General features: G+C 68.0%; 21 protein-coding genes. 14 read left to right on the forward strand and 7 right to left on the reverse strand.

The annotated features are described in order from the left end of the window. Positions 1 to 3 precede the first annotated feature (3 nt). The 13 genes from NWF24_RS26080 (at position 4) to NWF24_RS26140 (ending at position 17,541) form a co-directional block, all read left to right on the forward strand. Positions 4 to 1,395 (forward strand): GspE/PulE family protein, encoded by a 1,392-nt coding sequence (locus NWF24_RS26080; protein ID WP_093048284.1) that lies wholly within the window; start codon positions 4 to 6, stop codon positions 1,393 to 1,395. Positions 1,396 to 1,413: 18 nt separating this feature from the next. Next, positions 1,414 to 2,652, forward strand: coding sequence for a type II secretion system inner membrane protein GspF (gene gspF, locus NWF24_RS26085; protein ID WP_093048281.1), 1,239 nt, complete (start codon positions 1,414 to 1,416; stop codon positions 2,650 to 2,652). A 25-nt stretch (positions 2,653 to 2,677) separates the two neighbouring features. Further along, entirely contained in the window at positions 2,678 to 3,577 is a 900-nt protein-coding gene (locus NWF24_RS26090) for a 5'-nucleotidase (RefSeq protein WP_056509256.1), read from the forward strand. 203 nt (positions 3,578 to 3,780) lie between these two features. Further along, positions 3,781 to 3,957, forward strand: a complete 177-nt coding sequence (locus NWF24_RS26095; RefSeq protein WP_258351073.1) for a hypothetical protein — start codon at positions 3,781 to 3,783, stop codon at positions 3,955 to 3,957. A gap of 20 nt (positions 3,958 to 3,977) precedes the next feature. Next, positions 3,978 to 6,263 (forward strand): phosphocholine-specific phospholipase C, encoded by a 2,286-nt coding sequence (locus tag NWF24_RS26100; RefSeq protein WP_258351074.1) that lies wholly within the window; start codon positions 3,978 to 3,980, stop codon positions 6,261 to 6,263. 132 nt (positions 6,264 to 6,395) lie between these two features. Continuing rightward, entirely contained in the window at positions 6,396 to 6,578 is a 183-nt protein-coding gene (locus NWF24_RS26105; protein WP_258351075.1) for a hypothetical protein, read from the forward strand. Between the two features lie 34 nt (positions 6,579 to 6,612). Beyond that, complete coding sequence (locus NWF24_RS26110) at positions 6,613 to 8,856, forward strand: phosphocholine-specific phospholipase C (protein ID WP_258351076.1); 2,244 nt, start codon at positions 6,613 to 6,615, stop codon at positions 8,854 to 8,856. A 132-nt stretch (positions 8,857 to 8,988) separates the two neighbouring features. Then, entirely contained in the window at positions 8,989 to 9,162 is a 174-nt protein-coding gene (locus tag NWF24_RS26115) for a hypothetical protein (protein ID WP_258351077.1), read from the forward strand. A gap of 28 nt (positions 9,163 to 9,190) precedes the next feature. Next, on the forward strand, positions 9,191 to 11,449 hold the full coding sequence (locus tag NWF24_RS26120; protein WP_258351078.1) for a phosphocholine-specific phospholipase C: 2,259 nt from the start codon (positions 9,191 to 9,193) through the stop codon (positions 11,447 to 11,449). A 46-nt stretch (positions 11,450 to 11,495) separates the two neighbouring features. After that, the gene (locus NWF24_RS26125) at positions 11,496 to 12,398 is read left to right on the forward strand and encodes a LysR substrate-binding domain-containing protein (RefSeq protein WP_258351079.1); all 903 of its coding nucleotides are present in this window, start codon (positions 11,496 to 11,498) and stop codon (positions 12,396 to 12,398) included. Positions 12,399 to 12,515: 117 nt separating this feature from the next. Next, positions 12,516 to 13,931: a nucleobase:cation symporter-2 family protein gene (locus tag NWF24_RS26130; protein WP_258351080.1), complete on the forward strand. Its 1,416-nt coding sequence runs from the start codon at positions 12,516 to 12,518 to the stop codon at positions 13,929 to 13,931. A gap of 4 nt (positions 13,932 to 13,935) precedes the next feature. Then, positions 13,936 to 15,363 carry an 8-oxoguanine deaminase gene (locus NWF24_RS26135; RefSeq protein ID WP_258351081.1) on the forward strand — a complete coding sequence of 476 codons (1,428 nt, stop codon included), beginning with the start codon at positions 13,936 to 13,938 and terminating at the stop codon, positions 15,361 to 15,363. 168 nt (positions 15,364 to 15,531) lie between these two features. After that, positions 15,532 to 17,541 carry a lipoxygenase family protein gene (locus NWF24_RS26140; RefSeq protein WP_258351082.1) on the forward strand — a complete coding sequence of 670 codons (2,010 nt, stop codon included), beginning with the start codon at positions 15,532 to 15,534 and terminating at the stop codon, positions 17,539 to 17,541. A gap of 18 nt (positions 17,542 to 17,559) precedes the next feature. Here NWF24_RS26140 and NWF24_RS26145 read toward each other — a convergent pair whose 3' ends face one another. The 3 genes from NWF24_RS26145 to NWF24_RS26155 are packed head-to-tail and all read right to left on the reverse strand — an operon-like array spanning position 17,560 to position 19,752. Continuing rightward, the gene (locus NWF24_RS26145; RefSeq protein WP_258351083.1) at positions 17,560 to 18,846 is read right to left on the reverse strand and encodes a c-type cytochrome; all 1,287 of its coding nucleotides are present in this window, start codon (positions 18,844 to 18,846) and stop codon (positions 17,560 to 17,562) included. A 13-nt stretch (positions 18,847 to 18,859) separates the two neighbouring features. Continuing rightward, positions 18,860 to 19,567 (reverse strand): c-type cytochrome, encoded by a 708-nt coding sequence (locus tag NWF24_RS26150; protein ID WP_258351084.1) that lies wholly within the window; start codon positions 19,565 to 19,567, stop codon positions 18,860 to 18,862. Continuing rightward, positions 19,564 to 19,752, reverse strand: a complete 189-nt coding sequence (locus NWF24_RS26155; RefSeq protein WP_093050271.1) for a DUF2970 domain-containing protein — start codon at positions 19,750 to 19,752, stop codon at positions 19,564 to 19,566. Before NWF24_RS26155 ends, NWF24_RS26150 begins: the two co-directional genes overlap by 4 nt. A 108-nt stretch (positions 19,753 to 19,860) precedes the next feature. Here NWF24_RS26155 and NWF24_RS26160 point away from each other — a divergent pair, with 108 nt between their 5' ends. Next, positions 19,861 to 21,279: an aminotransferase-like domain-containing protein gene (locus NWF24_RS26160; RefSeq protein ID WP_258355353.1), complete on the forward strand. Its 1,419-nt coding sequence runs from the start codon at positions 19,861 to 19,863 to the stop codon at positions 21,277 to 21,279. Here the strand turns inward: NWF24_RS26160 and NWF24_RS26165 are convergent. From NWF24_RS26165 to NWF24_RS26180, 4 genes are all read right to left on the reverse strand, one after another. Continuing rightward, complete coding sequence (locus NWF24_RS26165; protein ID WP_258351085.1) at positions 21,227 to 22,492, reverse strand: MFS transporter; 1,266 nt, start codon at positions 22,490 to 22,492, stop codon at positions 21,227 to 21,229. The two genes, NWF24_RS26160 and NWF24_RS26165, sit on opposite strands and share 53 nt — an antisense overlap. Positions 22,493 to 22,585: 93 nt before the next feature. Beyond that, on the reverse strand, positions 22,586 to 23,413 hold the full coding sequence (gene phnX / locus NWF24_RS26170; RefSeq protein ID WP_258351086.1) for a phosphonoacetaldehyde hydrolase: 828 nt from the start codon (positions 23,411 to 23,413) through the stop codon (positions 22,586 to 22,588). Between the two features lie 49 nt (positions 23,414 to 23,462). Beyond that, positions 23,463 to 24,602 carry a TIGR03364 family FAD-dependent oxidoreductase gene (locus NWF24_RS26175; protein ID WP_258351087.1) on the reverse strand — a complete coding sequence of 380 codons (1,140 nt, stop codon included), beginning with the start codon at positions 24,600 to 24,602 and terminating at the stop codon, positions 23,463 to 23,465. Continuing rightward, complete coding sequence (locus NWF24_RS26180; RefSeq protein ID WP_258351088.1) at positions 24,599 to 26,314, reverse strand: putative 2-aminoethylphosphonate ABC transporter permease subunit; 1,716 nt, start codon at positions 26,312 to 26,314, stop codon at positions 24,599 to 24,601. The genes NWF24_RS26175 and NWF24_RS26180 overlap by 4 nt, the downstream gene beginning before the upstream one ends. Position 26,315 lies beyond the last annotated feature (1 nt).

Genomic DNA, 26,315 nt, shown 5'->3' on the forward strand with positions numbered 1-26,315 from the left:
TCCATGCGCTACCCCCTGCCTTACGCCTTCGCACGCAGCCAACAGCTTTTGCTCGAGGAGACCGACGACGGCCGCTACACGCTGTGGATGTCGAGCCACCCGGCGCGCAGCGCGGTCGGCGAGGTGTCGCGCAAGTACGGCGTGCAGGCCTTCGAGGTGCTGGCCGACGGCGCGCTGGCGCAGCGCATCAGCGCGGCTTACGCGCAGGGCGAGTCGAGCGCCGCCGCGGTGGTGAGCGAAGTGCAGAACGACGCCGACCTCTCGCGCATGATGCAGGAGCTGCCCGCGGTCGAAGACTTGCTGGCGAGCGCTGGCGACGCGCCCATCATCCGCATGCTGAACGCGCTGCTCACGCAGGCCGCTCGAGACGGCGCCAGCGACATCCACATCGAGCCCTACGAACGCACCTCGTCCGTGCGCTTTCGCATCGACGGCACGCTGCGCGAAGTGGTGCAGCCCAACCGCGCGCTGCACGCCGCGCTGATATCGCGCCTGAAGATCATGGCCGACCTCGACATCTCCGAGAAGCGGCTGCCGCAGGACGGGCGCATCTCCTTGCGCATCGGCACGCGCGCGGTCGACGTGCGGGTGTCGACGCTGCCGAGCGCGCACGGCGAACGCGCCGTGCTGCGCCTGCTGGACAAGAGCGAATCGAAGCTCACGCTCGAATCGGTGGGCATGCAGGGCGACACGCTGGAGCGCTTCGAGAAGCTCATCTCGCAGCCGCACGGCATCATCCTCGTGACCGGCCCCACGGGCTCGGGCAAGACCACCACGCTGTACGCCGCGCTGGCCCGGCTCGACGCGAGCCGCAGCAACATCATGACGGTGGAAGACCCCATCGAGTACGAGCTGCCGGGCGTGGGCCAGACGCAGATCAACGCCAAGATCGAACTCACCTTCGCCAAGGCCCTGCGCGCGATCCTGCGGCAGGACCCGGACGTCATCATGATCGGCGAAATCCGCGACTTCGAGACTGCGCAGATCGCCATCCAGGCCTCGCTGACCGGTCACCTTGTGCTGGCCACGCTGCACACGAACGACTCGGTCAGTGCCGTCACGCGCCTGACCGACATGGGCGTGGAGCCTTTTCTTCTCAGCTCGTCGCTGCTGGGCGTGCTCGCGCAGCGCCTCGTGCGCAAGGTGTGCACAGTGTGTGCCGGCGCGGGCTGCGAAGTGTGCGGCCAGACCGGCTACCAGGGCCGCACCGGCATCTTCGAGCTGCTGGTGGCGGACGAAACCGTGCAAGGGCTGATCCACAGCAAGGCGGCCGAGAGCGAACTGCTCAAGGCCGGCGCGCGTGGCGGCCTGCGCCTGATGCGCGAAGACGGCGAACGGCTGGTGCAGGCCGGCGTCACTTCGCGCGCCGAGTTGCTGCGCGTCACGCGCGACTAAGCCGCTCCGGCGCTCCCCATGCCCGCCTATTCCTTCGAAGCCATCGACGCCAGCGGCCAGAGCCGCGAAGGCGTGCTCGAGGCCGACACCGCCCGCAGCGCGCGCAGCCTGCTGCGAGCGCAGGCGCTCATTCCGCTGTCGGTCAAGCCGGTCGGCAGCGACCACGTCAACGGCACCGGCCAGCGCAGCACCCTCAGCCGCTGGCTTGGCGGCGGCAAGCGCGTCTTCAATTCGACCGGCCTTGCGGTGTGGACGCGGCAGCTCGCGGGCCTCGTGTCGTCAGGCCTGCCGCTGGAACGCGCGCTCACGGCACTCACCGACGAGGCCGAGTCCGAGCAGCAGCGCAACCTTGTCGCGTCGCTGCGCGCCGAAGTCAACGCGGGCTCGCCGTTCGCGCGTGCGCTGTCGGCGCACCCGCGCGAGTTCTCGCCCATCTACACGGCCGTGATCGGTGCCGGCGAGCAGAGCGGCAACCTCGGCCTTGTGCTCGACCGCCTTGCCGACGACCTCGAAGAGCGCCAGGCGCTGCAGCAGAAGCTGATAGGCGCGGCGCTGTACCCGGCCATCGTCACGCTGGTGGCGATCGTGATCGTGATCTTCCTCGTGAGCTACGTGGTGCCGCAGGTGGCGCAGGTGTTCGCGGGCACCAAGCGATCGCTGCCCTTTCTCACCACCGTGATGCTGTCGCTGAGCGCGGGCGTGCGCAACTACGGCTGGTGGATGCTGTGTGCGGTGGTTCTCGCTGCCATCGGCGCGCGCTTGGCACTGGCCCAGGAGGCCTTCCGCCTGAAGTTCGACGCAGTCTGGCTCAAGCTGCCGCTGGTCGGCAAGCTCGCGCGCGGCTACAACGCAGCGCGCTTCGCGAGCACGCTCGCCATGCTGGCCACGGCCGGCGTGCCGATCCTGCGTGCGCTGCAGGCGGCTTCCGAAACGCTGAGCAACCGCGCGATGCGTGCCGACGCGCTCGACGCGCTGGTGCTGGTGCGCGAAGGCGCGCCGCTGGCCTCGGCGCTGGCGCAGAAGAAGCGCTTTCCGGGCCTGGTGTCGATGTTCGCGCGCCTCGGCGAGCAGACCGGCACCCTGCCGCTGATGCTGCAACGCGCGGCCAATCAACTCAGCGCCGAAGTGCAGCGCCGCGCGATGCACCTGGCGACCATCCTCGAGCCGTTGCTCATCGTGGCGATGGGCGGGGTGGTGATGCTGATTGTTCTGGCCGTGATGCTGCCTATCATCCAGCTGAATCAGTTCGTCAAGTAACAACGGCCAGCCAGCAAGGCGCACCATGCCCGTAACGCTCGAAGACAAGCTCGTGGTCGCGATCTCCTCGCGTGCCCTGTTCAACCTCGAAGAAGAAAACAAGATCTTCGAGGCCGGGGACAACGAGGGCTACATGAAGCTGCAGCTCGACCGCATCGACGTGCCGGCCGCGCCGGGCATTGCCTACTCGCTGATCCGCAAGCTGCTTCGCTTCAACGAAGACGGCGTGCAGCGTGTCGAGGTGGTGATTCTTTCGCGCAACGACCCGGTCTCGGGCATGCGCATCTTCAAGTCGAGCGCGGCGGCCGACATCAAGCTGCAGCGCGGCGTGTTCACGCAGGGCCGCCCGCCCTTCGGCTACCTGCGCCCGCTGCGCGCGCACCTCTTCCTCTCGGTCAATGCGCAAGACGTGCGCGAGGCGCTCATCGCGGGCTTTCCGGCCGCGCGCGTGCTGGTCGAATCGGTAAAAGCCAGCGACGCCTGGCCGAACGAAGTGCGCATTGCCTTCGACGGCGACGCGGTGCTGTTCTCGGACGAGGCCGAGCGCGTGTTCCAGGCCGAGGGGCTCGACGCCTTCCAGGCACACGAGCTCAGCAAGGCCGACCTGCCCCTGCCCGAAGGGCCGTTCAAGCCGCTGCTGATGGCGCTGCACCGGCTGCAGATGGCCGGCAACGCGCAGATGCGCATCCGCACCGCGCTCGTCACCGCGCGTAGTGCACCGGCGCACGAGCGCGCGATCCGCACGCTCATGAAGTGGAACATCCGCGTCGACGAGGCCATGTTCCTCGGCGGCCTGCCCAAGGGCGAGTTCCTGCGCGAGTTCGAACCCGACTTCTTCTTCGATGACCAGACCGGTCATGTCGATGCAGCCTCGCGCCACGTGCCCGCCGGGCATGTATCGAGCGGTATCAGCAACGAGCCCTGAGCTCTGCGCCTGAACGCGGCGCCAGGCCGCGCCACGCCGTCATTCCACTGATTTGACACCGCCGCTTGGGCAGTGCGTTGTCACGCGCCTGACTTCTCTGCGTCATCCCAAGTTAACCAGTCGGTAACGGGTTCTCCCTAGTCTCGTGGCCCAGGTGCGCCCCCTCACGCGCCTTCCAGAACCACATAACAAAGGACCGATCCATGCGACTTCTTTTTCTTCGCACGCGGCTTGCGCCCGTGCTGTTCCTTGCCTGTGCGCTCTCGGCGTGCGGTGGTGGCAGCGGTGGTGGTGGCTTCTTCGGCGGCACGCCGACGACGCCGACCACACCCACCCCGCCCGACAACACCCCGAAGCCCGAGATGCGCTGCGCGCCCTGAGCGCCGCCAGGAACAACACAATGACCTCCCGCCGCAAATTTCTCACGGGCACCGCCACGACTGGCGCTGCCGCTCTCGCGCTCTCGGCCTTTCCGCCCAGCATCCGCCGCGCGCTCGCCATTCCCGCCAACAACAAGACCGGCACCATCCAGGACGTCGAGCATGTCGTGATCCTGATGCAGGAGAACCGCTCGTTCGACCACTACTTCGGCATGCTCATGGGCGTGCGCGGCTTCGGCGACCGCTTCGCCATTCCGCTGATCGGCGGACGCCGCGTGTGGGAGCAGAGCGACGCCGACGGCAAAGTGGTGCTGCCGTATCACCTCGATCAGACCCTGGGCAACGCGCAGCGCGTGAGCGGCACGCCGCACAGCTGGCTCAACGCACAGGACGCCTGGGACGGCGGGCGCCTCAACCAATGGCCGAAGTACAAGGCCACCGACACGGCGCCCTTCACGCAATCGATGGGCTATCTGCAAGAGGCCGAACTGCAGTTCCAGTACGCACTGGCCAACGCCTTCACCGTGTGCGACAGCTACCACTGCGGCATGCACACCGGCACCAACTCCAACCGCCTGTTCCACTGGAGCGGCACCAACGGCCCTTCGGGCCAGACCAGCACCGGTGTGGCGGGCGTCGCCTCGGTGGACAACACCTGGGAGAACCTGCGGTTTCCATGGGACCCCACGGACAACCCCGGCGTCGATTCGACCACCTTCGGCTGCAACTGGAAGACCTACCCTGAGCGCCTGCAGGACGCCAAGGTCAGCTGGATCGTCTACCAGAACCTGCCCGACAACTTCACCGACAACCCGCTGGCCGGCTTCCAGCAATACCGCGTAGCCAACAAGGCGTCCGGCAAGAACAACGAGCGCTACGACGGCGACGCCAGCCCACCCGTGGGCACGACGCTGCCGGCCTACGACCCCGCCAGCGACGACGCGGCCAACCCGCTCTACAAGGGCATCGCCAACACCATGCCCGACGGCGGCCTGCTCGGCGCGTTCAAGCAGGACGTGGCCAGCGGCAAGCTCGCACAGGTGTCATGGATTGTGGCCCCGGCCGCGTACTCCGAGCACCCCGGGCCTTCGAGCCCCGTGCAGGGCGCGTGGTACATCCAGCAGGTGCTTGACGCGCTCACCGCATCGCCCGACGTGTGGAGCAAGACGGTGTTCATCGTCAACTTCGACGAGAACGACGGCTACTTCGACCACGTGCCCTCGCCTTCCGCGCCTTCGATCAACCCCGACAAGAGCGCGGCGGGCAAGACCACGCTCGGCGACGCCGATGTCGCGTTCGAGCGCTACAACCACCCGCTGGTGCCCGGCACACCCGGCGACGTGCCCCAGCCGGACGGTCGCGTCTACGGCCCCGGCCCGCGCGTGCCGATGTACGTCATCTCGCCGTGGAGCCGTGGCGGCTGGGTCAACTCTCAAGTGTTCGACCACACCTCGGTACTGCGCTTCCTCGAAGCGCGATTCGGCGTGAAGGAAACGAACATCTCGCCGTTCCGCCGCGCGATTGCCGGCGACCTGACCAGCGCCTTCAACTTCGCAACGCCCAACAGCGAAGTGCTGCCCACGCTCGCTGGACGCAAGACCCAGGCCGAGGCAGACCAGCTGCGCATCGACCAGGAAGCGCTGGCGCAGGTTCCGCTGCCGATCACGCCAGCGCTGCCGCGGCAACCCACCGGCACCCGTCCCTCGCGCGCGCTGCCGTACGAACTGCACACCAGCGCAAAGGCCGACGTGGTCAATGGCAAGCTGCAGCTGCTGTTCTCCAACACCGGCAAGGCCGCGGCCGTGTTCCATGTGTACGACAAGCTGCATCTCGACCGCCTGCCGCGCCGCTACATGGTCGAGGCCGGCAAGATGCTCGACGACACCTGGGCCGCGATGACCGACGACGCCGGCGCCTACGACCTGTGGGTGCTCGGTCCCAACGGCTTCCATCGCCACTTCAAGGGCAACCTCAACGCACTGCGCACCAGCAATGCGACGCCCGAAGTTCGCGTGTGCTACGACATCACCAACGGCAACGTCTACCTGAGCATGCGCAACGACGGCAAGACGGCGTGCCGGTTCACCATCAACGCCAAGGCCTATCGCAACGATGGCCCATGGACCGCGACGGTGAACGGCGGTGCCAGCGTCGATCAGCACTGGGAGCTTGCGAACAGCGGCCAGTGGTACGACTTCGCAGTCACCTGTGATGTAGATCCGACCTACTACCGCCGCTTCGCCGGCCGCGTCGAAACCGGCAAGCACACGGTGAGCGATCCGGCCATGGGCATGGCCGACCTCTGAGCGTTAGTTCTTTTCGATGACAGGGTGGGCGCGCGTGCAACTCGCGCTTACACCTCGTCATTGCGGATTCATCCCGACGTCACCGCTGCTTTCTAGCCTCGAAAGCACCACGACCATCCTGAGGATCTTCCTATGCGACTCGTCTCACCGCGCGCGTGCCTCGCGTCCGCGCTCATCATCATGGCCTGCGCCCTCTCCGCCTGTGGCGGCAGCGGCGGTGGCGGCTTCGCCGGCCTGCCCGGCACGGGCACCACGCCACCGCCCAATACGCCGCCCGACACCGGGGTACAGCCCGAGAAGCGCTGCGCACCCTGACCTCTTGTCCATGAAGAACCACAACAACACACCCATGACATCACGCCGCAAATTCCTCACCAGCACCGCCACCACGGGCGCCGCAGCCCTCGCGCTCAGCGCCTTCCCGCCGAGCATTCGCCGCGCGCTCGCCATTCCGGCCAACAACGCCACGGGCACCATCAAGGACGTCGAGCACATCGTCATCCTGATGCAGGAGAACCGCGCCTTCGATCACTACTTCGGCACGCTCATGGGCGTGCGAGGCTTCGGCGACCGCTTCACCATTCCGCTTCCCGCTGACCGCAAGGTCTGGCAGCAGCTCGACGACGCCGGCAACGTGGTGCTGCCCTACTACCTCGACAGCACGCAGGGCAGCGCCCAGCGCGTGTCGAGCACGCCGCACACCTGGGTCGATGCGCACAACGCCTGGGATGGCGGGCGCATGTACCAGTGGCCGCGCTACAAGAAGGCCGGCAAGACGCCGTACCTGCAGTCGATGGGCTACCTGAAGGAAGCCGAGCTGCCGTTCCAGTTCGCGCTGGCCAATGCCTTCACGATCTGCGACGACTACCACTGCGCGATGCACACCGGCACGCACGCCAACCGCTCCTTCCACTGGACCGGCACCAACGGCCCCACCGGCGCCAACGTGGCCTACGTGAACAACGTCAATGCCTGGAGCTCGACCGGCCCGTCGACCGAAGGCTACGCATGGAAAACGTATGCCGAGCGGCTGCAGGAGGCCAACGTCAGCTGGATGGTCTACCAGAACATTCCCAACAACTACGGCTGCAACCCGCTGCTGGGCTTCAAGCCCTACCGCAAGGCGAACGAAGCCTCGGGCAAGCCGGTGAGCACCTCGCTGCCGCAAGGCGCATCGCCGGCCTACGCGCCCGGCGACGACGTGGGCAACCCGCTCTACAAGGGCACGGCCAACACGCTGCCGGTGGCCGACCAGGCAGCCTTCGACGCGGGCGCGATCATGGATGCGTTCCGCGCCGACGTGAAGAACGGCCGGCTGCCGCAGGTGTCGTGGGTGATTCCGCCCGACGTGTACTCCGAGCACCCCGGCCCGTCGAGCCCGGTGCAGGGCGCCTGGTACATCCAGCAGGTTCTGGACGCGCTCACCGCCGTGCCCGAGGTGTGGAGCAAGACCGTGCTCTTCGTGAACTTCGACGAGAACGACGGCTACTTCGACCACGTGCCCTCGCCCTCCGCGCCTTCGCCCAACCCCGATGCGTCGACGCTCGCGGGCAAGAGCACGCTGCCTGCGCAGGACATGAGCTACGAGTACTTCACGCACCCCGCGCCGCCAGGCATTCCCACCGCGCAGCCCACGCCCGACGGCAACGTGTACGGCCCCGGCATGCGCGTGCCGATGTACGTCATCTCGCCATGGAGTCGCGGCGGCTGGGTCAACTCGCAGGTGTTCGACCACACCTCGGTGCTGCGCTTCGTCGAGGCGCGTTTCGGCGTGAAGGAAGACAACATCAGCCCGTTCCGCCGCGCGGTGTGCGGCGACCTCACGAGCGCCTTCAACTTCGCAACGCCCAACACCGAGGTGCTGCCGGTGCTGGCGGGCAGCCGCACCAAGGCCGAGGCCGACAAGGTCCGCGCCGACCAGGACGTGCTGCCGCAGGTGGTGCCGCCGGCCAACGCGCAATTGCCGCAGCAGGCCACTGGCACGCGGCCTTCGCGCGCCCTGCCCTACGAACTGCACACAAGCGCCAAGGTCGACGCGACCGGCGGCAAGCTTCAGCTGCTGTTCGCCAACACAGGCAAGGCAGCGGCGGTCTTCCACGTGTACGACAAGAAACATCTCGATCGCCTGCCGCGCCGCTACATGGTCGAGGCGGGCAAGACGCTCGACGACACATGGACGCCCGCCGCCGGAGACAACGGCCTCTATGACCTGTGGGTGCTCGGGCCCAACGGCTTCCATCGCCAGTTCAAGGGCAATGTGACTGCGCCGGGCACGAGCAACGCCGCACCCGAAGTACGCGTGTGCTACGACATCACCAACGGCAACGTCTACCTGAACATGCGCAACGACGGCAAGGCCGCGTGCAAGTTCACCATCACTGCCAAGGCCTACCGCACCGACGGCCCGTGGACCGCGAGCGTGAACGGCGGCACCAACGTGGACCAGCACTGGGAGCTTGCCAACAGCGGCCAGTGGTACGACTTCGCCGTCACCTGCGATGCAGACCCAGCCTACTACCGCCGCTTTGCGGGCCGCGTCGAAACCGGCAAGCACACGGTGAGCGACCCGGCCATGGGCATGGCCGACCTCTGAGCCTCGCCATGCATCGATAACGAGGCGTGAAGCGCGTGCAATGCGCGCTTACACCTCGGCATCGAAGGGTTCATCTCGATGTCACCCGGGCTTCCTAGCCTCGGCGGCACAACATCGAGAGAGGATCTCCCCATGCGATTCATCACTTCGCGCACGCATCTCGCGTGCGCGCTGCTCTTCATTGCCTGCGTGACTTCAGCCTGCGGCGGCAGCGACGGTGGCGGCTTCGCCGGCCTGCCCACACCGGACACCACATCACCCCCACCGGATACGGGCGTCAAGCCCGAAAAGCGCTGCGCTCCCTGATCGCCCGAAGAACCACAACAAGCTGCCCATGAATTCACGCCGCAAATTCCTCACCGGCACGGCCACTACCGGCCTTGCCGCCCTCTCGCTCAGCGCCTTCCCACCCAGCATCCGCCGCGCACTCGCCATTCCGGCCAACAACAAGACCGGCACCATCCAGGACGTCGAGCACATCGTCGTGCTGATGCAGGAAAACCGCTCCTTCGACCACTACTTCGGCACGCTGCCGGGCGTGCGCGGCTTCGGCGACCGCTTCACCGTTCCGCTGCCGGGCGGGCGCAACGTGTGGCAGCAGAGCGATGCCGATGGCAAGCTCGTGCTGCCCTACCACCTCGACCAGACCAAGGGCAACGCACAGCGCGTGAGCGGCACGCCGCACGAGTGGCTCGACAGCCAGGAAGCATGGGACGGCGGCCGCCTCTCCCAATGGCCGCGCTACAAGACCAGCGCAGCCATGGGCTACTTCAAGGAAGCGGAAGTGCCGTTCCAGTTCTCGCTGGCCAACGCCTTCACGCTCTGCGACAGCTACCACTGCGCCATGCACACCGGAACGGACGCCAACCGCTCCTTCCACCTGACAGGCACCAACGGCTCGACCGCGCAGAACGTTGCCTTCGTCAACAACGAGTGGGACTGGCTCGACGGGCGCGCTTCCGCTGTGAACACCGGCTACACGTGGAAGACCTACGCCGAGCGGCTCGAAGACGCGGGCGTGAGCTGGATCTGCTACCAGAACATGCCCGACGAATGGGGCGACAACATGCTCGGCGCCTTTCGCCAGTTCAGGCGCGCCAACCGGGCCTCGCCCTTTCCGGTCTCCAGCGGCGGAGCCCCCAACGCGCCCTATTCCAACAGCGGCCAGGCGACGCCCTATCACGCCTACGACCCCGCCAGCGACAACCCGGGCAACCCACTCTACAAGGGCATCGCCAACACCTTGCCGGGCAACAAGCCGGAGGAGTATCTGGATGCGTTCCGGAGCGACATCAAGGCCGGCCGCCTGCCGCAGGTGAGCTGGATCAACGCCCCTTCCATCTATTGCGAACATCCGGGCCCATCCAGCCCGGTGCAAGGCGCCTGGTTCCTGCAGGAAATACTGGACGCGCTGACGGCCGTGCCGGAGGTCTGGAGCAAGACCGTGGTGCTGGTCAACTTCGACGAGAACGACGGCTACTTCGACCATGTGCCGTCGCCGTCCGCGCCATCGCTGATCAACCCCATCGACTCCAGGAGCCCCGCCGCGGGCAAGACGACGCTCGCCAATGCCGACCTGGTACACGAGTACTTCACGCAGCAACCACCGGAAGGCAGCCGTTCGCAGCCCGCACCCGACGGCCGCGTGTTCGGCCCCGGCCCGCGCGTGCCGCTGTACGTGCTCTCGCCATGGAGCCGCGGCGGCTGGGTCAACTCGCAGGTGTTCGACCACACCTCGGTGCTGCGCTTCATCGAGGCACGCTTCGGCGTGAAGGAGCCGAACATCTCGCCCTACCGCCGCGCGGTGTGCGGCGACCTCACGAGCGCCTTCAACTTCGCGACGCCCAACAGCGAAGCCTTGCCCACACTCACCGGCCGCAAGAACAGGACCGAGGCCGACAAGCTGCGGCTCGACCAGGAAGCGCTGACGCAGGTGCCGCTGCCCTCTACGCCAGTGCTGCCGCAGCAGCCCACCGGCACGCGGCCTTCACGTGCGCTGCCCTACGAACTGCACACCAGCGCCCTGGCCGACGCGGTCGGCGGCAAGCTCAAGCTGCTGTTCTCCAACACCGGCAAGGCCGCGGCCGTGTTCCACGTGTACGACAAGCTTCATCTGGACCGCCTGCCGCGCCGCTACATGGTCGAGGCGGGCAAGACGCTCGACGACACCTGGGCCGCAATGGCCGACGATGCCGGCCTCTACGACCTGTGGGTACTCGGCCCCAACGGCTTCCATCGCCACTTCAAGGGCAACCTCAACACCCTGCGTGCGGGCGGTGCGGCGCAGCCTGAAGTGCGCGTGTGCTACGACATCGCCAATGGCAACGTCTACCTGTCCATGCGCAACGACGGTAAGGCAGCGTGCAGGTTCACCATCAACGCCAAGGCCTATCGCAATGACGGTCCGTGGACCGCAACCGTGAATGGCGGAGCGAGCGTTGACCAGCACTGGGAGCTCCCGAACAGCGGCCAGTGGTACGACTTCGCAGTCACCTGTGATGTCGATCCAACCTACTACCGCCGCTTTGCGGGCCGCGTCGAAACCGGCAAGCACACGGTGAGCGATCCGGCGATGGGCTTGCCCGACCTCTGAGCCCGCATGCATGATTCGCCCCGCGCCCCAACGGCGCGGGGGAAACATGCACGCCAAGGTCATTCGCTATTTCGTCGAGGTGGTTCGCGCGGGCTCGATCCGCAAGGCAGCCGAGCAGCTGCACGTGGTGCCCACGGCGGTCAACCGGCAGATCCTCAACCTCGAGGAGGAACTGGGTGCGCCGCTCTTCGAGCGCATCCACAACACGCTGAAGCTCACGCCCGTGGGCGAGATCGTGCTGGCGCATGCGCGCGGCACACTGCACGAGTTCGATCTGGTGCGCCAGCGCATCGAGGCCGTGCGCGGCCTGCGCCAGGGCGAAGTCACGCTCGCCACCACCGCCGGCCTGGCCGACTCCTTCCTGCCGGCCGTGGTGCAACGGTTTCGCGAGACGCACCCCGGCATCCAGCTCAAGCTGCTCGGCCTGCCCATCGCGGCGGTTCTGCGCAGCGTGAGCGAAGGCGACGCCGATCTGGCGCTGGCCTACGACGTGCCCGGCACAGCGGGCTTTCGCACCCTGTTCGCCAGCGAATGGCCGATCGGTGCGGTGGTGCCGTCCGGCCACCCTCTCACGGCGCATGCGACCGCGGTGCTGGCCGAGTGCGTCGGCTATCCGCTGATCCTGCCGGCGCCTTCGCTGTCGATCCGGCCCATCCTCGACGCCGCCTTCGGGCTTGCGGGCATCAGTGTCTCACCGGTGATCGAGACCACCTCCACCGCGCTCATGCGCCGGCTGGTACGCCAGGGCGGCGGCATCACGTTGCTCAACCGGCTCGATGTCGACGAAGAGCGGCAAGACGGTTCGCTGGTCTTCATTCCGCTGCGCGACACCGCGCTGCGTGCCCAGACGCTCACGCTCGAGACCCGTGCCGCACAGGCGCCGAGCCCCGCGGCCGAGCTGTTCGCGAACCACGTGGTGACCTGCCTCGACGAACTGCTGGCGCCCTGATTCCGCCGCCGCAGACCGTCCACTTTTTGTGCACAGGGCGGGTCATTTATTGACTTTGCGCGTGCGAAGGCATCGCTCCTAGACTGCCGCGCCGGTTCATCGGCAGGAAAGGTCCACATGCTTTCGAACGATAAAACAACCCCCGCAGGAGACGGCGAAGGGGTCGACCAGAAGCTTCCCATCGGCCGCTGCGGCGCGCTGAGCCTGCAGCACGTGCTCGTGATGTACGCGGGCACGGTGGCGGTGCCGCTCATCGTGGGCGGCGCGCTCGGCCTCTCGAAGGCCGACATCGCCTTTCTCATCAACGCCGACCTGTTCGCCGCGGGCATCGCCACGCTGGTGCAGGCCATTGGTTTCTGGCGCTTCGGCATCCGCATGCCGGTGATGATGGGCGTGACCTTCGCGGCGGTCGGCCCGATGATCGCCATCGGCATCGACCCCTCGCTGGGCCTGCCCGCGATCTACGGTGCCACCATCGTGGCGGGCGTGTTCGGCATGCTGGTCGCGCCCGTGATGGGGCGCGTGCTGGGCGTGTTTCCTCCGCTGGTGACGGGCACGGTCATCACGCTGATCGGCGTGTCGCTCATGGGCGTGGCCATCAACTGGGCTGCGGGCGGGCAACCCACCGCGACCCGCATGGTCGACGGCGTGGCGCACGCAGTGGACAACCCTGCCTACGGCGAGCCGGTGAACCTGGCGATTGCGGCGGCGGTGCTGCTGGCGATCATCGCGATCACGCGCTTCGGCAAGGGCCTGATCGCCAACATCGCAGTGCTGCTGGGCATCGTCTTCGGTGTCGGCCTGTCGCTGGCGCTCGGGCGCATGCACTTCGACGGGCTGGCCGAGGCCAGCTGGGTGGCGGTGACCACGCCTTTTCACTTCGGCATGCCGCGCTTCGAGCTCACGGCCATCGCCTCGATGTGCATCGTGATGCTGATCACGCTGGTCGAATCCACAGGCATGTTCCTCGCGCTCGGCGAGATCACCGGCCGCAAGGTCGGCACCGATGCACTGACGCGCGGCCTGCGCGCAGACGGCCTGGGTACTGTGATCGGCGGCGTGTTCAACACCTTTCCATACACCTCGTTCTCGCAGAACGTGGGGCTGGTCACGGTGACGGGAGTGCGATCGCGCTATGTGGCCGCGGGCGGTGGCGTGCTGCTCATCGCGCTCGCGCTTTTTCCGAAGATCGCGCACATCGTGGCCTCGGTGCCGCAGTTCGTGCTCGGCGGCGCCGGCATCGTGATGTTCGGCATGGTGGCGGCCACGGGCGTGCGCATCCTGGGCTCGATCGACCATTCGCAGAACCGCCACGCGCTGTACGTGATCGCGATCTCCATCGGGCTGGGGCTGATTCCCACGCTGTCGCCGAACTTCTTCCAGCACTTTCCGGCCTGGACGCATCCGCTGACGCACAGCGGCATCGTGCTGGGCACATGCGCCGCGGTGCTGCTCAATCTTTTCTACAACGGCGTGCTGTCGAAGGAGCGTTCCTTCACACTGGCGGCACGCACCTCGCATGGGACCGAATGACATCATGAACACATCCACCGCCTTCCCCTCGACGCACCCGCTGCGCATCGTCCGGCACGCCGACGTGCTGGTCACCATGGACGCCGCGCGGCGCGAGATCGCCGATGGCGCGGTGGTGATGCAAGGGCCCGCCATTGCCTGGGTGGGCGCGACGGCAGAGCTGCCGGCGGCGTACCTCGACGCCCTGCGCAGCGGCCAGGCCGAGGCCATCGACATGCACGGCCATGTGGTGATGCCGGGCCTGGTCAACACGCACCACCACATGTACCAGAGCCTCACGCGTGCCGTGCCCGAGGCGCAAGACGCCGAGCTGTTCGGCTGGCTCACCAATCTGTACCTGCTGTGGGCGCGCCTCACGCCCGAGATGATTCGCGTGTCGACGCAGACCGCGATGGCCGAGCTGATGCTCTCCGGCTGCACCACCACCAGCGACCACCTCTACCTGTTTCCCAACGGCTCGAAGCTCGACGATTCGATCGAGGCGGCCGATGCGATGGGCATGCGCTTTCACGCGGCGCGCGGCAGCATGAGCGTGGGCCGCAGCGCAGGCGGCCTGCCGCCCGACGAGGTGGTGGAAACGGAAGAAGCCATCCTGCGCGACAGCGAACGCCTCATCGGCCGCTGGCACGACGCCTCGCGCCACTCGATGCGCCGCATCGTGCTCGCGCCGTGTTCGCCGTTCTCGGTGTCACGCGACCTGATGCGGCTTTCGGCCGAGCTGGCGCGCGAGCGCGGCGTGTCGCTGCACACGCACCTGGCCGAGAACGACAACGACGTGGCGTACTCGCGCGAAAAGTTCGGCATGACGCCGGCCGAGTACGCCGAAGACCTGGGCTGGGTTGGCCGCGACGTGTGGCACGCGCACTGCGTGAAGCTCGACGAAGCCGGCATCGCGCTGTTCGGCCGCACCGGCACGGGTGTGGCGCACTGCCCCTGCTCCAACATGCGGCTGGCCTCGGGCATTGCGCCCATCGGCGCGATGCGCCGCGCGGGCGTGCCCGTGGGGCTGGGCGTGGACGGCAGCGCGTCGAACGACGGCGCGCACATGCTGGGCGAAGCACGGCAGGCCATGTTGCTGCAGCGCGTGGGCTACGGCCCGGCGGCGATGACGGCGCGCGAGGCGCTGGAAATTGCCACGCTGGGCGGCGCGCGCGTGCTGGGGCGCGACGACATCGGCGCCATCGCGCCGGGCATGTCGGCGGACATCGTGGCCTTCGACATGCGCGGCGTGGCGCACGCGGGCGCGGGGCACGACCCGGTGGCTGCGCTGGTGTTCTGCACGCCGGGTTCGGTGTCGCTGAGCGTGATCAACGGGGCGGTCCGCATCCGCGACGGCGGCTTTACCGGGCTGGAGCTGGCTCCGCTGCTGGCAAGGCATCGCGACCTTGCGCGCACGCTCTACGACGGCGCGCGACACCCGCACACGGCCTGAGCCCCCGGGCAGCGCCGGGTGAGCGCCTTCGGGGCCTAGGCACCAACCCTTATTGCCAACGCCAGAGCCCCTCCGCAGAATCCGCCCACTGAATAGAACGACCGTTCTATTCAGTGGCCGAGCACGCCATCGGCCTTCCCGAGATTCAAAACAACAGGGAACTCCCCGATGAAGCGCAGAGACATCCTCAAATGGTCCGCCTCGGCGGGCGGCCTCGGCCTGCTGGCCGGCAAACCCTCCATCGCATCGGCAGCCCTGCCGGTGCTCAAGCCCACGCTGCCGCAGAAGATCGACCCGATCAGCGCCACGCTGCGGCGGCTCGAGCTGGTGGGGCGGCAGGCGACTTACCTCTGGACCGAATCGCACATCAACCTGGCCGGCGTGCCGATGGGCGCGGCGGTGCCGGCGACCGAACTGCCGGCGCTCGAGCACCAGCTCAAGACCATCGCGAAGGCCCTGGAGGCCGTCACCAATTTCGCGGCCTCGTTCGCCACCAGCGCGCTGGCCTCGGGCAGCCTGCAGTCGCTCGACAACCTGCGCACGCGCCTGGCCGGCCTGCAGGCCAGCTTCGACCAGCTGCTGGCGGCCAACGGCGGACTGGCGACTCTGCCGGCAACGGTGCTGAACCTGCTGGGCACGCTCACGGGCACGGCGGGCGACATCGCCACGCAGCTCAAGCAGATTCACCACGACCTGCTGTCGCAAGGCCCGCTGGGCGCGCTGAACGGACCGAAGACGGTGGCGCAGTACGACGCGCTGTTCGTCACCATCGAGAAGCCGGCCATCTCGCAGCTGCTGCACGACAACGACCTGTTCGCTGCCATGCGCGTGTCCGGGCCCAACCCGATGCTGATCCAGCGTGCGACGGCGCTGCCGGCGAAGTTTCCGCTGGGCGACGCACAGTACCGGCAGGTGATGGGCGCCGGCGACAGCCTTGCCGATGCGGCCGCCTCAGGCCGGCTCTACCTGCTCGACTACGAAGGCCTGGGAGACATGGCGCCGGCTGGCCCGCAGGTCAAGCCTCTCACGGGCACCGCCTACATCCACGCGCCGCTCGCACTGTTCGCGCGGCCGAAGACCGGCCGCTCGCTGGTGCCGGTCGCGATCCAGTGCGGGCAAGACCCGACGCTGAGCCCGATCTTCCTGCGCGTGGACGACACCGCCAACGCCGAGGCCTACTGGGCCTGGCAATCGGCCAAGACCGCGGTGCAGGTGGCTGACTTCAACTACCACGAGATGTTCGTGCACCTGGGCCGCACGCACCTGATGTCGGAGGCCTTCACGATGGCCACGCAGCGCCAGTTCGCGACCGCGCATCCGCTGAGCCGGCTGCTGTCGCCGCACCTGGAGGGCGCGATGTTCATCAACGAGTTCGCGACGCTGATCATCATGGCGCCGCTGACCACGGGCGACGTGATCCTCACCGCGCCCATCGAGACGCTGCAGCAGCAGTGCGGGCGCGACCGGCTGGCCTACGACTTCTACGACCGCATGATGCTGCCCAACGACCTGCGCACGCGCGGCGTGGACGACACGGCGGCGCTGCCCGACTACCCGTACCGCGACGACGCGCTGCTGGTGTGGAACGCCATCGCGCAATGGGTCGGCGACTACGTGGCCACCTACTACCTGAGCGACGCCGACGTGACCGGCGACTACGAGCTCAAGGCCTGGGCCACCGAGCTCGCGACCAGCGGCAAGGTGCACGGCTTTCGGCCGATCACCACGCGCGCACAGCTCATCGACGTGCTGACCGCGATCATCTTCAACGCCAGCGCGCAGCATGCGGCGGTGAACTTCCCGCAGTACTCTGTGATGACCTATGCGCCCTTCAGCGCAGGAGCAGGTGGCGTGCCGGCACCGACGAGCAGTGCGGGCCAGAACGAGGCGAGCTGGTCGCAGATGCTGCCTTCGCGGCTGGCGGCGCAGGAGCAGATCCTGCTGTTCCACATCCTCGGCGGCGTGTACTACCGACCGCTGGGCGAGTACAAGGACAACGTGTTCCCGCATCTGCCGGTGCTGCTCGACCCGGCAATCGCCGGGCAAGGCGGTCCGCTGGAGCGCTTTCGCAACGCGCTCGTAGGCATCGAAGCCACCATCCGCCAGCGCAACACCACGCGCACGCGGCCCTACGAGCACCTGCTGCCGAGCCGCATCCCTTCGAGCACGAACATCTGAAGCAGATGCGGGCGCCGCTCAGCGGCGCATGGTGTCGAGCTGCGTGACGGGCGCGCTGTCGTTGCCCCACGAGCCGCGCACATAGGTGAGCACGGCCGCGACCTCGGCCGCATCCAGCGTCTGGCCGAACGGCGGCATGCCGTAGGGACGCGGATTGCCGGGCGTCGAGGGCAGGAAACCCCCGTGTGCGATCACCTGGATCAGGTTGGTGGGCCGAGCCATGTTGACGGCGCGGTTGCCTGCGAGCGGCGGATAGGCGCCGGCCGCGCCCTGCCCCTGGTCGCCATGGCAGTAGGCGCAGCGCTGGTCGTAGATCTTCGCGCCGCGCGTCATCGTGCCGGCATCGCGGCGGATGGGGGCCTTCGCGACAACGGCATCGGCCTCGGGCTTCGGTGCGTCGGGCAGGTCCTTCAGGTAGCTCGCCATGGCCGTCAGGTCGGCCTCGCTCAGGTACTGCGTGCTGCGGAACACCACGTCGGCCATCGGACCCATGACCGAGCCGCGCGGTGCAACGCCGCTCTTGAGCAGCGCGACCACGTCGGCCGCGGGCCAATCGGCCACGCCGGCTTCATGCGGATCGTTGAGCGACGGCGCGTACCAGTTCTCGACGGCGATGAGGCCGCCCGAAAGCCCCAGCTTCGTTTCGGTCGCGCCCAGCGAATTGCGGCTGCCGTGGCAGGCGATGCAATGGCCCAGGCCGTTGACCAGATAGGCACCCCGGTTCCATTCGGCCGGCTTGCCGGCATTGGCCACGAAGGGCTCGGGCTTGAACGACAGCACGCGCCACACGGCCAGCGCCGCCTGCGTGTCGTAGGGGAAGCGCAGCCGGTGCGCCTTGTTGGGCTCGGCTGCGGGCGGCACGCTGCGCAGGTAGGCGTAGATCGCGTCCGAATCCTCGCGCGTCACCTGCGTGAAGTTGGGGTACGGAAACGCCGGGTACAGCAGCCGCCCGTCCTTGCTGCGGCCGTTGTGCATCGCGCGCCAGAAGTGTGCGCTGCTCCAGCCGCCGATGCCAGCCTTGTCGTCGGGCGTGAGGTTGCTCGAATAGATGGTGCCGAAGGGCGTCTCTATCGGCAGGCCGCCCGCATAGGGCTGGCCACCGCGCGTGGTGTGGCAGCCCGCGCAGTTGCCGGCCAGCGCGAGGTAGCGTCCGCGCTCGATGAGCTGCGGCGTAGCGGTGAAGGCTTCGGCTTGCGCGGGCAGCGGGTCTTCGCCGCGCAGGTTCATGGCCACAATGCCGCCGGCGGCGGCTGCGCCGAGCACGATCAGCATCAGCAGCGTCCAGACCAGGTGTCGGAGTTTCATGGGCGCGACTCCGTCACTTCGGCATGCCGCCGCAGGTCACGGGCAGCGGCGCGGGGAGCGAGGCCGCGGGCTTCGTGTCGGCCGGCATCGGCTGCACGGCGAGCCAGCTCGCGACGGCGTTGATGTCGGCGGTGCTCATGCGCCGGCCGATGTCGGCCATGCAGTCGGGCGGCAGTGCATGCCGCTCGCTCGTGAGCCATGCGCCGAGCTGCGACGACACATACAGCCGCGGCAGCCCCAGCAGCCCCGGAATGGCCGGCTGCACGCCCGTGAGCGCCGCGCCGTGGCACTGCACGCAGGCGGGTATGCCGCGCGCGGCATCGCCTTCGCGCACGAGCTGGCGGCCGCGCTGAAGCTGTTCGGGCGTCGCGTCGCTGGTGGGAGAAATCGGCGGGTAAGGGAGCTGCAGCCCGGCGAAGTATTCGGCCATCTCGCGCAGGTACGCATCCGACAGGTGCTGCACCATGTACGCCATGTCGCTGTTGAAGCGCCGGCCGTCCCTGAAGCTCACGAGCTGGTTGAACAGGTAGCCGGCCGGCTTGCCCGCCAGCCGCGGAAAGTAGCCGGCGTTGGTGGTCGCGCCCTCACGGCCGTGGCAGGCGATGCAGGCGGCCACGCGCTGCTCGATGGTGTCGGGCACCGTGGCCGGCGTCGCGGCACCCGCCATGCCCTGCACGGCGAGCAGCAGCCCGGCAACGGCGAGGCGGATGCGCAGCTTCATGTGCCGGCAGCGTAGTGCGCCAGTGCCAGCAGCCCCGCGATCAGCAGCAGCACCATCACGAACGCCACGCCTATCAGCGGCAGGATGCCGACTTGCGCGGTCCGCTTGTCGGCGTCGGCGCGGCGGCCGCCCAGCCCGATGAAACTCCAGAGAACGGCGCGCACCGCGCGCATGAGATTCGACATGGGGTCGAGTGTGGACCAGGCAGGCCAGAAAAAACAGATGCAGATCCGCACCAATTGACCGGTGCAGATAAAGTGCTGCCGAATGAAGAACCCCCTGCGATGAAGCCGATGAAAAGGTATGAAGCCCTGGCCGCCGACATCGAGGCCTCGATCCGCAGCGGCACCCTGAAGACCGGCGACCGCCTGCCCTCGGTGCGCCACACCGGGCAGAGCCGCGGGGTCAGCGCATCAACCGTGTTCCAGGCCTACTACCTGCTGGAGGCGCGCGGGCTGGTGCGCGCACGCGACCGCTCGGGCTATTACGTGACCGGCGGCGGCCTGCGCGATGCGCCGCCCGAGTCCACCCACACCTCACGCCCGGCAGACGGGCCGCTGTCGCTCGATGTGAGCGACAAGGTGTTCGACATCCTCGAGGCCAGCATGTCGCGCAAGGTCGTGCCCTTCGGCTCGGCCTTTCCGAGCCCCCTGCTGTTTCCGCTGGCGCGGCTCGGGCAATTCATGGCCGCAAGCGCCAAGTCGCTCGACCCATGGAGCACGGTGGACGACCTCACGCCCGGCAGCGCGGCGCTGCGCCGGCAGATCGCGCTGCGCTACCTGGCTGACGGCATGCCGGTGCCGGCTGACGAGATCGTCATTACCAACGGCGCGCTCGAAGCGCTCAACCTCTGCCTCGCGGCGGTCACGCGGCCGGGCGACGCGGTGATCGTCGAGTCGCCCACCTTCTACGCGGCGCTGCAGGCGCTGGAGCGCATGGGCCTGCGGGCCATCGAGGTGCCGACGCATCCGGGCGAAGGCATCGACCTCGAAGCGCTGGAGCTGGCCATCGCGGCGCACAAACCCACCGCGTGCTGGCTCATGACCACATTCCAGAACCCGCTCGGCAGCCTGATGCCCGATGCGAAGAAGAAGGCGCTGGTGGAGCTGCTCGCGCGGCACGAACTGCCTCTGATCGAGGACGACGTGTACGCAGAGCTCTACTTCGGCGAGCGCCGTCCCGCGCCGGCCAAGGCCTTCGACACGCAGGGGCTGGTGCTGCACTGCTCTTCGTTCTCGAAGTGCCTGGCGCCCGGCTATCGCATCGGCTGGACCTCGGCCGGACGTTTCGCGCGCAAGGTCGCACGGCAGAAGCTCACGACCACGCTCAGCACTTCGGCGCCAGCGCAGCTCGCGCTCGCGGGTTACCTCGAAAAGGGCGGGCTCGACAAACACCTGCGCAAGCTGCGGCAGACGCTGGCGATGCAGCAGGCCACCTTCGCGCAGGCCGTGGGCCATTACTTTCCGCCGGGCACGCACGCGACGCGACCGCTGGGTGGGTACTTCCTGTGGGTCGAGCTGCCTGCGCGGGCGAACGCTCTGGAGATTCACCGCAAGGCGCTGGAGCTGGGCATCAGCGTCGCGCCCGGTCCGATCTTCTCGGCCACGCGCGCCTTCACCAACTGCCTGCGGCTGAACTACGGCCATCCGTGGAGCACGCTCAGCGAGCAGGCAATGCAGACACTCGGCCGCCTGGCTGCCGAAGCGTCCTGAACAGCAGGAAGGCCGCGATGCTCACGTTCACCAGGTTCCAGCCGATGCCGTTCAGAAAGGCCGCGTGGTAGCTGCCCGTGAGGTCGAACACCTTGCCCGACATCCACCCGCCCAGCGCCATGCCGAACAGCGTGAACATCAGCACCGTGCCCACGCGCGCCCCCGCCTCCTTCGGCGGAAAGTGCTCGCGCACGATGATCGCGTACGACGGCACGATGCCGCCCTGGAACAGCCCGAACAGCGCCGAGATCACGTAGAGCGGCACCAGCCCGTCGAAGGGCAAAAACAGCAGCAGCGCCACGCACTGCAGCAAGCCGCCCAGCAGCAGCGTGCGCAGCCCGCCGATGCGGTCGCAGATGGCGCCCGACGCCAGCCGGCTCACGATGCCGAAGCCCAGCATCAGCGACAGCATCATCGCGCCCTGCGCCGGCCCGTAGCCCAGGTCACCGCAGTAGGCCACGATGTGCACCTGCGGCATCGCCATCGCCACGCAGCAGGCCACGCCGGCAACGCACAGCAGGCTCTGCGCCGCACCCATGCTCAGGCCAAAGGGGCGCGTCATGTCGCGCACCGCGGCCCTGTTCGAAGCGTTGGCGGGCGGTACATCGGCCAGCGCGGGCGGCCGCGCGCGGAAGAACAGGGCGAGCAGCGCCATCGTCAGGCCGCAGAAGATGCCCATGCCGATGTAGGTCTGGCGCCAGCCTACCGTCTCGACGAAGTGCTGCGCGATCGGCGGCCACACCGCGCCCGCCAGATAGTTGCCGCTCGCGCACACCGCCACCGCGATGCCGCGCCGCTTGACGAACCACAGCGAGGTGTCGGCCACCAGCGGCGCAAAAGCCACGGAGCTGCCGAGCAGGCCGACCAGCAGCGCCTGCGCGATGGTGAATGACTCGATACCGCCCGAGAGGCCAGTCGCGATGTACCCCGCGCCGAGAAACACCGAGCCCATCAGCAGCGGCCGCATCACGCCGACACGGTCGGCCAGCTTGCCCATCAGCACGCCGCCGAAGCCGAAGCCCAGCATCAGCAGCGTGTAGGGCAGCGAGGCATCTGCGCGCGCGACGCCGAACTCGGCCTGCACCGCGGGCAGCATCACCGACACCACGTACATGCCGCTGCTGCCGACCGTCATGACCAGCAGCGTGAGGCCCAGGCGCACCATGGCGTAGCGTGAATCCGCCTGATGGGCGGTTGTCTCGTTTGTCTTCATTTTTGTCTCCGCGACGAGGATACCCCGTGACGCGAAAACGCGAGGCACGCGAAGAGCCCGGTCAGGTCGGACGCTGCCTCTTCTGGCTACAGGTCAGGCGACGACAGGCCGCTCACCGCGCTGCAGCCGCCGCTCGATGTCTTCCAGCACCTGCGGCAGGTCTGCCACGCTGTCGATCACGTAGTGCGCGCCGGCAGCTTCGAGCTCGGCGGTGGCGCGTGCGCGGCGCTCCTGCTGCTGGTTGGTGTCGAGCGCCTGCCATTCGGCCAGCGTGAGACCGTTCACGTTGCCGCTGACAGCCACGCCCACGGCCCAGGTGCCCGCGTTGAGGCCTTCCTGCAGGCCGACACCGGTGTCGTCGACCTTCACCACGGTGTGCGGCGGCCACACACCGAGGTCGGCGAAGCAGCGGTACATCATGAGCGGCGATGGGCGGCCTTCGGCCAGGTCGCCGCCGCACACGAGGTTGTCTGGTGCATAACCGCCGGCCGCGGCGATAGGCACGACCACTTCCATGATCGGGCGGTTGTAGCCGGTGGTGGAGCCGATCTTCAGGCCGCGCCGGCGCAGCACGCCGACCGCTTCGAGCGCGCCCGGAATGAAGTCGGCGTGGTCGCGCGCGCTGGCTGCGTTCATGGGCGTGAAGATTTCGTACAGCTTGTCGGCATCGGCGTCGTTGAACGCATTGCCGTGCTTTGCTTCCCACTGCGCATTGATGCGCGGCAGCGTGCCCAGCGCCTTGATGTGGTCCCACTTGGCCACGCCCATCGGGCCACGCGCCTCCGCGATGGTGATGTCTATGCCGAACTGCTCGAAAAGCTTCACGAAGGCACCCATGGGTGCGCAGGAGCCGAAATCGAGGATGGTGCCGGCCCAGTCGAAGACGACGGCCTGGAGCTGGGAGTGGTTGTGGGCGTTCATGGCGGCTGAGATGAAGAGGTTCGGAAGGAAGGCAACGGCCTTGCAGCCGTCACCATGCGTTGAAGACGTCGTGCGCAATGCCGAAACCGGTGCTCGCCCCACTGCCGCTGGTGACCAGCACCACGCGCGTCGCGTCGTCGGGCGCGTCGATCACGCAGGGCGTGGTCTTCGATGAGGGGTACACGCCGGTCCAGCGCTCGGTGATCTGCGCGGCCTCGAGGTTCAGCGTGCTGCGCAGGTGGTGCAAGATGAGCTGGTCGACCTCCTCCATCGCGAAGGGCTCGGGCGCGTCGGCGTAGTGGTGCGAGTCGCCGACCACCAGCGAGCCGTCGGCGCTCTGCACCACGATCAGGTGGATGCCGTGAGCGAGCGATGCGGCCTCTTCCTGCTGCAGGCGTGCGCGCAGCGCGGCGGCTTCGGGCAGCGTGCTGTAGCCCTCGTAGCGCACGAGGCTCAGGTCCATCATCACGGAGCCCGGCAGACGAAAGCCCGCTTCGGGCTTCACGCGCAGCATCTGCAGGCGGCACAGCGTGAGCTCGTGTGCGGCAATGCGGTCGGCGAACAGGCCGTGCAGGTCGGTGTTGGTGCAGACCACCACGCGCGCGGCATGCAGCGTGCCGCGCGAGGTGCGCACGCGGGGCGTTTCGACTTCGAGCACGGCTTCGCTGAAACGGAACGTCACGCCGTGCACCTCGGCCAGCCACTTGGTCAGCAGGCCGATGGCGGTGCGCGATTCGACGCGCAGTTCGTGCGGGCTGAAAAGCACCGAGCGCGCATCCGCCAGGCTCAGCGTCGGCGCCTTGGCCTGCGCATCGGCGGCGTCGAGCAGTTCGCAGCCCTTGCCCATCGGCGTGCGCATGAAGGCTTCGAGCACATCGTGCGCCTCGGGGCGATAGGCCGCGAGCCAGAGGTTGCGGTGCACGACCTCGATGCCGGCCTGCGGCGCGACCTCGTTCCACACACCGCGGGAATGCATCGCGCGGCGCCACATGTCGCCCGGCGCCTGGCCAGTGATGGTGATGAAGCCGAAGTTGCGGATCGAAGCGCCGATGCAGGCTGCATCACGCTCGACTACGCAGACCTTGAGGCCGCGCTGCACGGCGCTGTAGGCGTGGGCCAGACCGACGATGCCGGCGCCGACCACGATGAGATCGAAGCTGTCCGGGTCGTGTGCGGGGGCAGCGATCATCGTTGTCTCCAGGCCTGCGTGCGCTTGAGCGTCCACTGCCCCGCCAGCGCGAACACGCCCCGGCCGATGGCGGCAGTGAGCATGATCAGCGAGGCCATGGCGGCGGCGGGCGCGACGTCGCCGGCGTCGTCCATGTTGAGCACGGCGATGGCGGCGAGCGTGGTCTGCGGCGAGTAGAGGAACACGACGGCCGACACGGTCGTCATCGCATTGACGAAGAAATAGCCGCCCACGTTCAGCACGGTCGGCAGCGCCACCGGCAGGTGCACGCGCCATAGCGTGCGCCAGAACGGCACGCCCATTGACTCGGACACCAGCTCGTATTCGCGGTCGAGCTGGCGCAGCGCAGTGAGCGAGGTCAGGTGCGCCACCGAGAAGAAGTGCGCCACCGTGCACACCACGAGGATGGTCATGCTGCCGTAGATGGCGCGCAGCGGGTTCGAAGGCGAGATGAAGAAGAAGATGTAGCCCACGCCCAGCACCAGCCCCGGCACCGCGAGCGGCAGGTTGGCCAGCAGGTTCAGCAGCTCGCGCAGCAGGCCGAAATGGCGCGGCTTCTCGACCAGATATGCCGAGATGAAGGTGATGAACGCACCCGCCACCGCCGCGCACACGGCCAACCGCAGCGAGTTGAAGTAGCTGCCCCAGCCGCCCCCGTCCATGTTGCTGAAGTCGTAGTTCTTGAACGACGGCACGAGGTTGTAGGGCCAGAAGGTGGCCAGCGAGGCGAACACCGCCATGCCGATCATCACCAGGATGCCGCAGGCCGTGAGCACGCAGAAGGCCAGCAGTGCGCGGTCGCGCAACTTCACCGGCTCTGGCTGGTAGGGCGTGGCACGCGCCGACAGCGCCGCCGCCTGCTTGCTGCGCACATGGCGCTCGACCAGGAACGACAGCACCGCCGGAATCAGCAGCACAAGGCCGACCACCGCGCCCATCTGGAAGTTCTGCTGCCCGACCACCTGCTTGTAGATGTCGGTCGCGAGCACGCCGGTCTGGCCGCCCACCACCTTCGGCACGCCGAAGTCGGTGATGACCAGCACGAACACCACCATCGCGGCCACGATCAGGCCGTAGCGCGAGGCCGGCAGCGTCACCGTGCGGAAGATGCGCCAGCGCGAGGCGCCCAGCGTCTGCGCGGCCTCGTAGAGCCGGCCGTCGGAGGTGGCCATGGCGGTGGTGAGAATCAGCAGCGCATGCGGCAGCGTCCAGAACACCGAGCCGAGCACGATGCCCAGCGGGCCGTAGATCGACGCGCCCCCCAGCAGCCCCTTGAACAGGCCCTGGTTGCCAAACAGGTAGACAAGGCTGATCGCGGGCAGCAGCGAAGGCGCCAGCAGCGGCACCAGCGCCACCGCGCGCAGCAGGCCCTTGGCCGGCATGCACGACAGCGTGAGCCCGTAGGCGTACACGTAGGCGATGCCCGTGCAGATCACGGCACTGAGGGCCGCGAGCCCCAGGCTGTTGAAGGCCGACTGCACCAGCGCCGGGTTGTCGAGGTAGCGCGCGAAGTTGGCAAGGCCCACGAACGCGCCCGCGTGGTCGAAGAAGCTCTGGCCGACCAGCGCGCCGACCGGCAGCGCGACGATCACCACCAGCAGCAGCACGACCAGCAACACGGCCGCGCCCGTCAGCCAGCGCTCGCGGTCGAATGCGCTGGCGCGCGCCACCACCACCGGCACAACGGCGATGGCGTCGGGAGAACTGCTCATG

Source organism: Variovorax paradoxus (genome assembly GCF_024734665.1).
Taxonomy (GTDB): Bacteria; Pseudomonadota; Gammaproteobacteria; order Burkholderiales; family Burkholderiaceae_C; genus Variovorax.

Excerpts from the sequence above, each read along its gene's own strand:
- NWF24_RS26080 (WP_093048284.1), top strand. The coding sequence starts at position 4 with ATGCGCTACCCCCTGCCTTACGCCTTCGCACGCAGCCAACAGCTTTTG.
- gspF (WP_093048281.1), top strand. The coding sequence starts at position 1,414 with ATGCCCGCCTATTCCTTCGAAGCCATCGACGCCAGCGGCCAGAGCCGC.
- NWF24_RS26090 (WP_056509256.1), top strand. The coding sequence starts at position 2,678 with ATGCCCGTAACGCTCGAAGACAAGCTCGTGGTCGCGATCTCCTCGCGT.
- NWF24_RS26095 (WP_258351073.1), top strand. The coding sequence starts at position 3,781 with ATGCGACTTCTTTTTCTTCGCACGCGGCTTGCGCCCGTGCTGTTCCTT.
- NWF24_RS26100 (WP_258351074.1), top strand. The coding sequence starts at position 3,978 with ATGACCTCCCGCCGCAAATTTCTCACGGGCACCGCCACGACTGGCGCT.
- NWF24_RS26105 (WP_258351075.1), top strand. The coding sequence starts at position 6,396 with ATGCGACTCGTCTCACCGCGCGCGTGCCTCGCGTCCGCGCTCATCATC.
- NWF24_RS26110 (WP_258351076.1), top strand. The coding sequence starts at position 6,613 with ATGACATCACGCCGCAAATTCCTCACCAGCACCGCCACCACGGGCGCC.
- NWF24_RS26115 (WP_258351077.1), top strand. The coding sequence starts at position 8,989 with ATGCGATTCATCACTTCGCGCACGCATCTCGCGTGCGCGCTGCTCTTC.
- NWF24_RS26120 (WP_258351078.1), top strand. The coding sequence starts at position 9,191 with ATGAATTCACGCCGCAAATTCCTCACCGGCACGGCCACTACCGGCCTT.
- NWF24_RS26125 (WP_258351079.1), top strand. The coding sequence starts at position 11,496 with ATGCACGCCAAGGTCATTCGCTATTTCGTCGAGGTGGTTCGCGCGGGC.
- NWF24_RS26130 (WP_258351080.1), top strand. The coding sequence starts at position 12,516 with ATGCTTTCGAACGATAAAACAACCCCCGCAGGAGACGGCGAAGGGGTC.
- NWF24_RS26135 (WP_258351081.1), top strand. The coding sequence starts at position 13,936 with ATGAACACATCCACCGCCTTCCCCTCGACGCACCCGCTGCGCATCGTC.
- NWF24_RS26140 (WP_258351082.1), top strand. The coding sequence starts at position 15,532 with ATGAAGCGCAGAGACATCCTCAAATGGTCCGCCTCGGCGGGCGGCCTC.
- NWF24_RS26145 (WP_258351083.1), bottom strand. The coding sequence starts at position 18,846 with ATGAAACTCCGACACCTGGTCTGGACGCTGCTGATGCTGATCGTGCTC.
- NWF24_RS26150 (WP_258351084.1), bottom strand. The coding sequence starts at position 19,567 with ATGAAGCTGCGCATCCGCCTCGCCGTTGCCGGGCTGCTGCTCGCCGTG.
- NWF24_RS26155 (WP_093050271.1), bottom strand. The coding sequence starts at position 19,752 with ATGTCGAATCTCATGCGCGCGGTGCGCGCCGTTCTCTGGAGTTTCATC.
- NWF24_RS26160 (WP_258355353.1), top strand. The coding sequence starts at position 19,861 with ATGAAAAGGTATGAAGCCCTGGCCGCCGACATCGAGGCCTCGATCCGC.
- NWF24_RS26165 (WP_258351085.1), bottom strand. The coding sequence starts at position 22,492 with ATGAAGACAAACGAGACAACCGCCCATCAGGCGGATTCACGCTACGCC.
- phnX (WP_258351086.1), bottom strand. The coding sequence starts at position 23,413 with ATGAACGCCCACAACCACTCCCAGCTCCAGGCCGTCGTCTTCGACTGG.
- NWF24_RS26175 (WP_258351087.1), bottom strand. The coding sequence starts at position 24,602 with ATGATCGCTGCCCCCGCACACGACCCGGACAGCTTCGATCTCATCGTG.
- NWF24_RS26180 (WP_258351088.1), bottom strand. The coding sequence starts at position 26,314 with ATGAGCAGTTCTCCCGACGCCATCGCCGTTGTGCCGGTGGTGGTGGCG.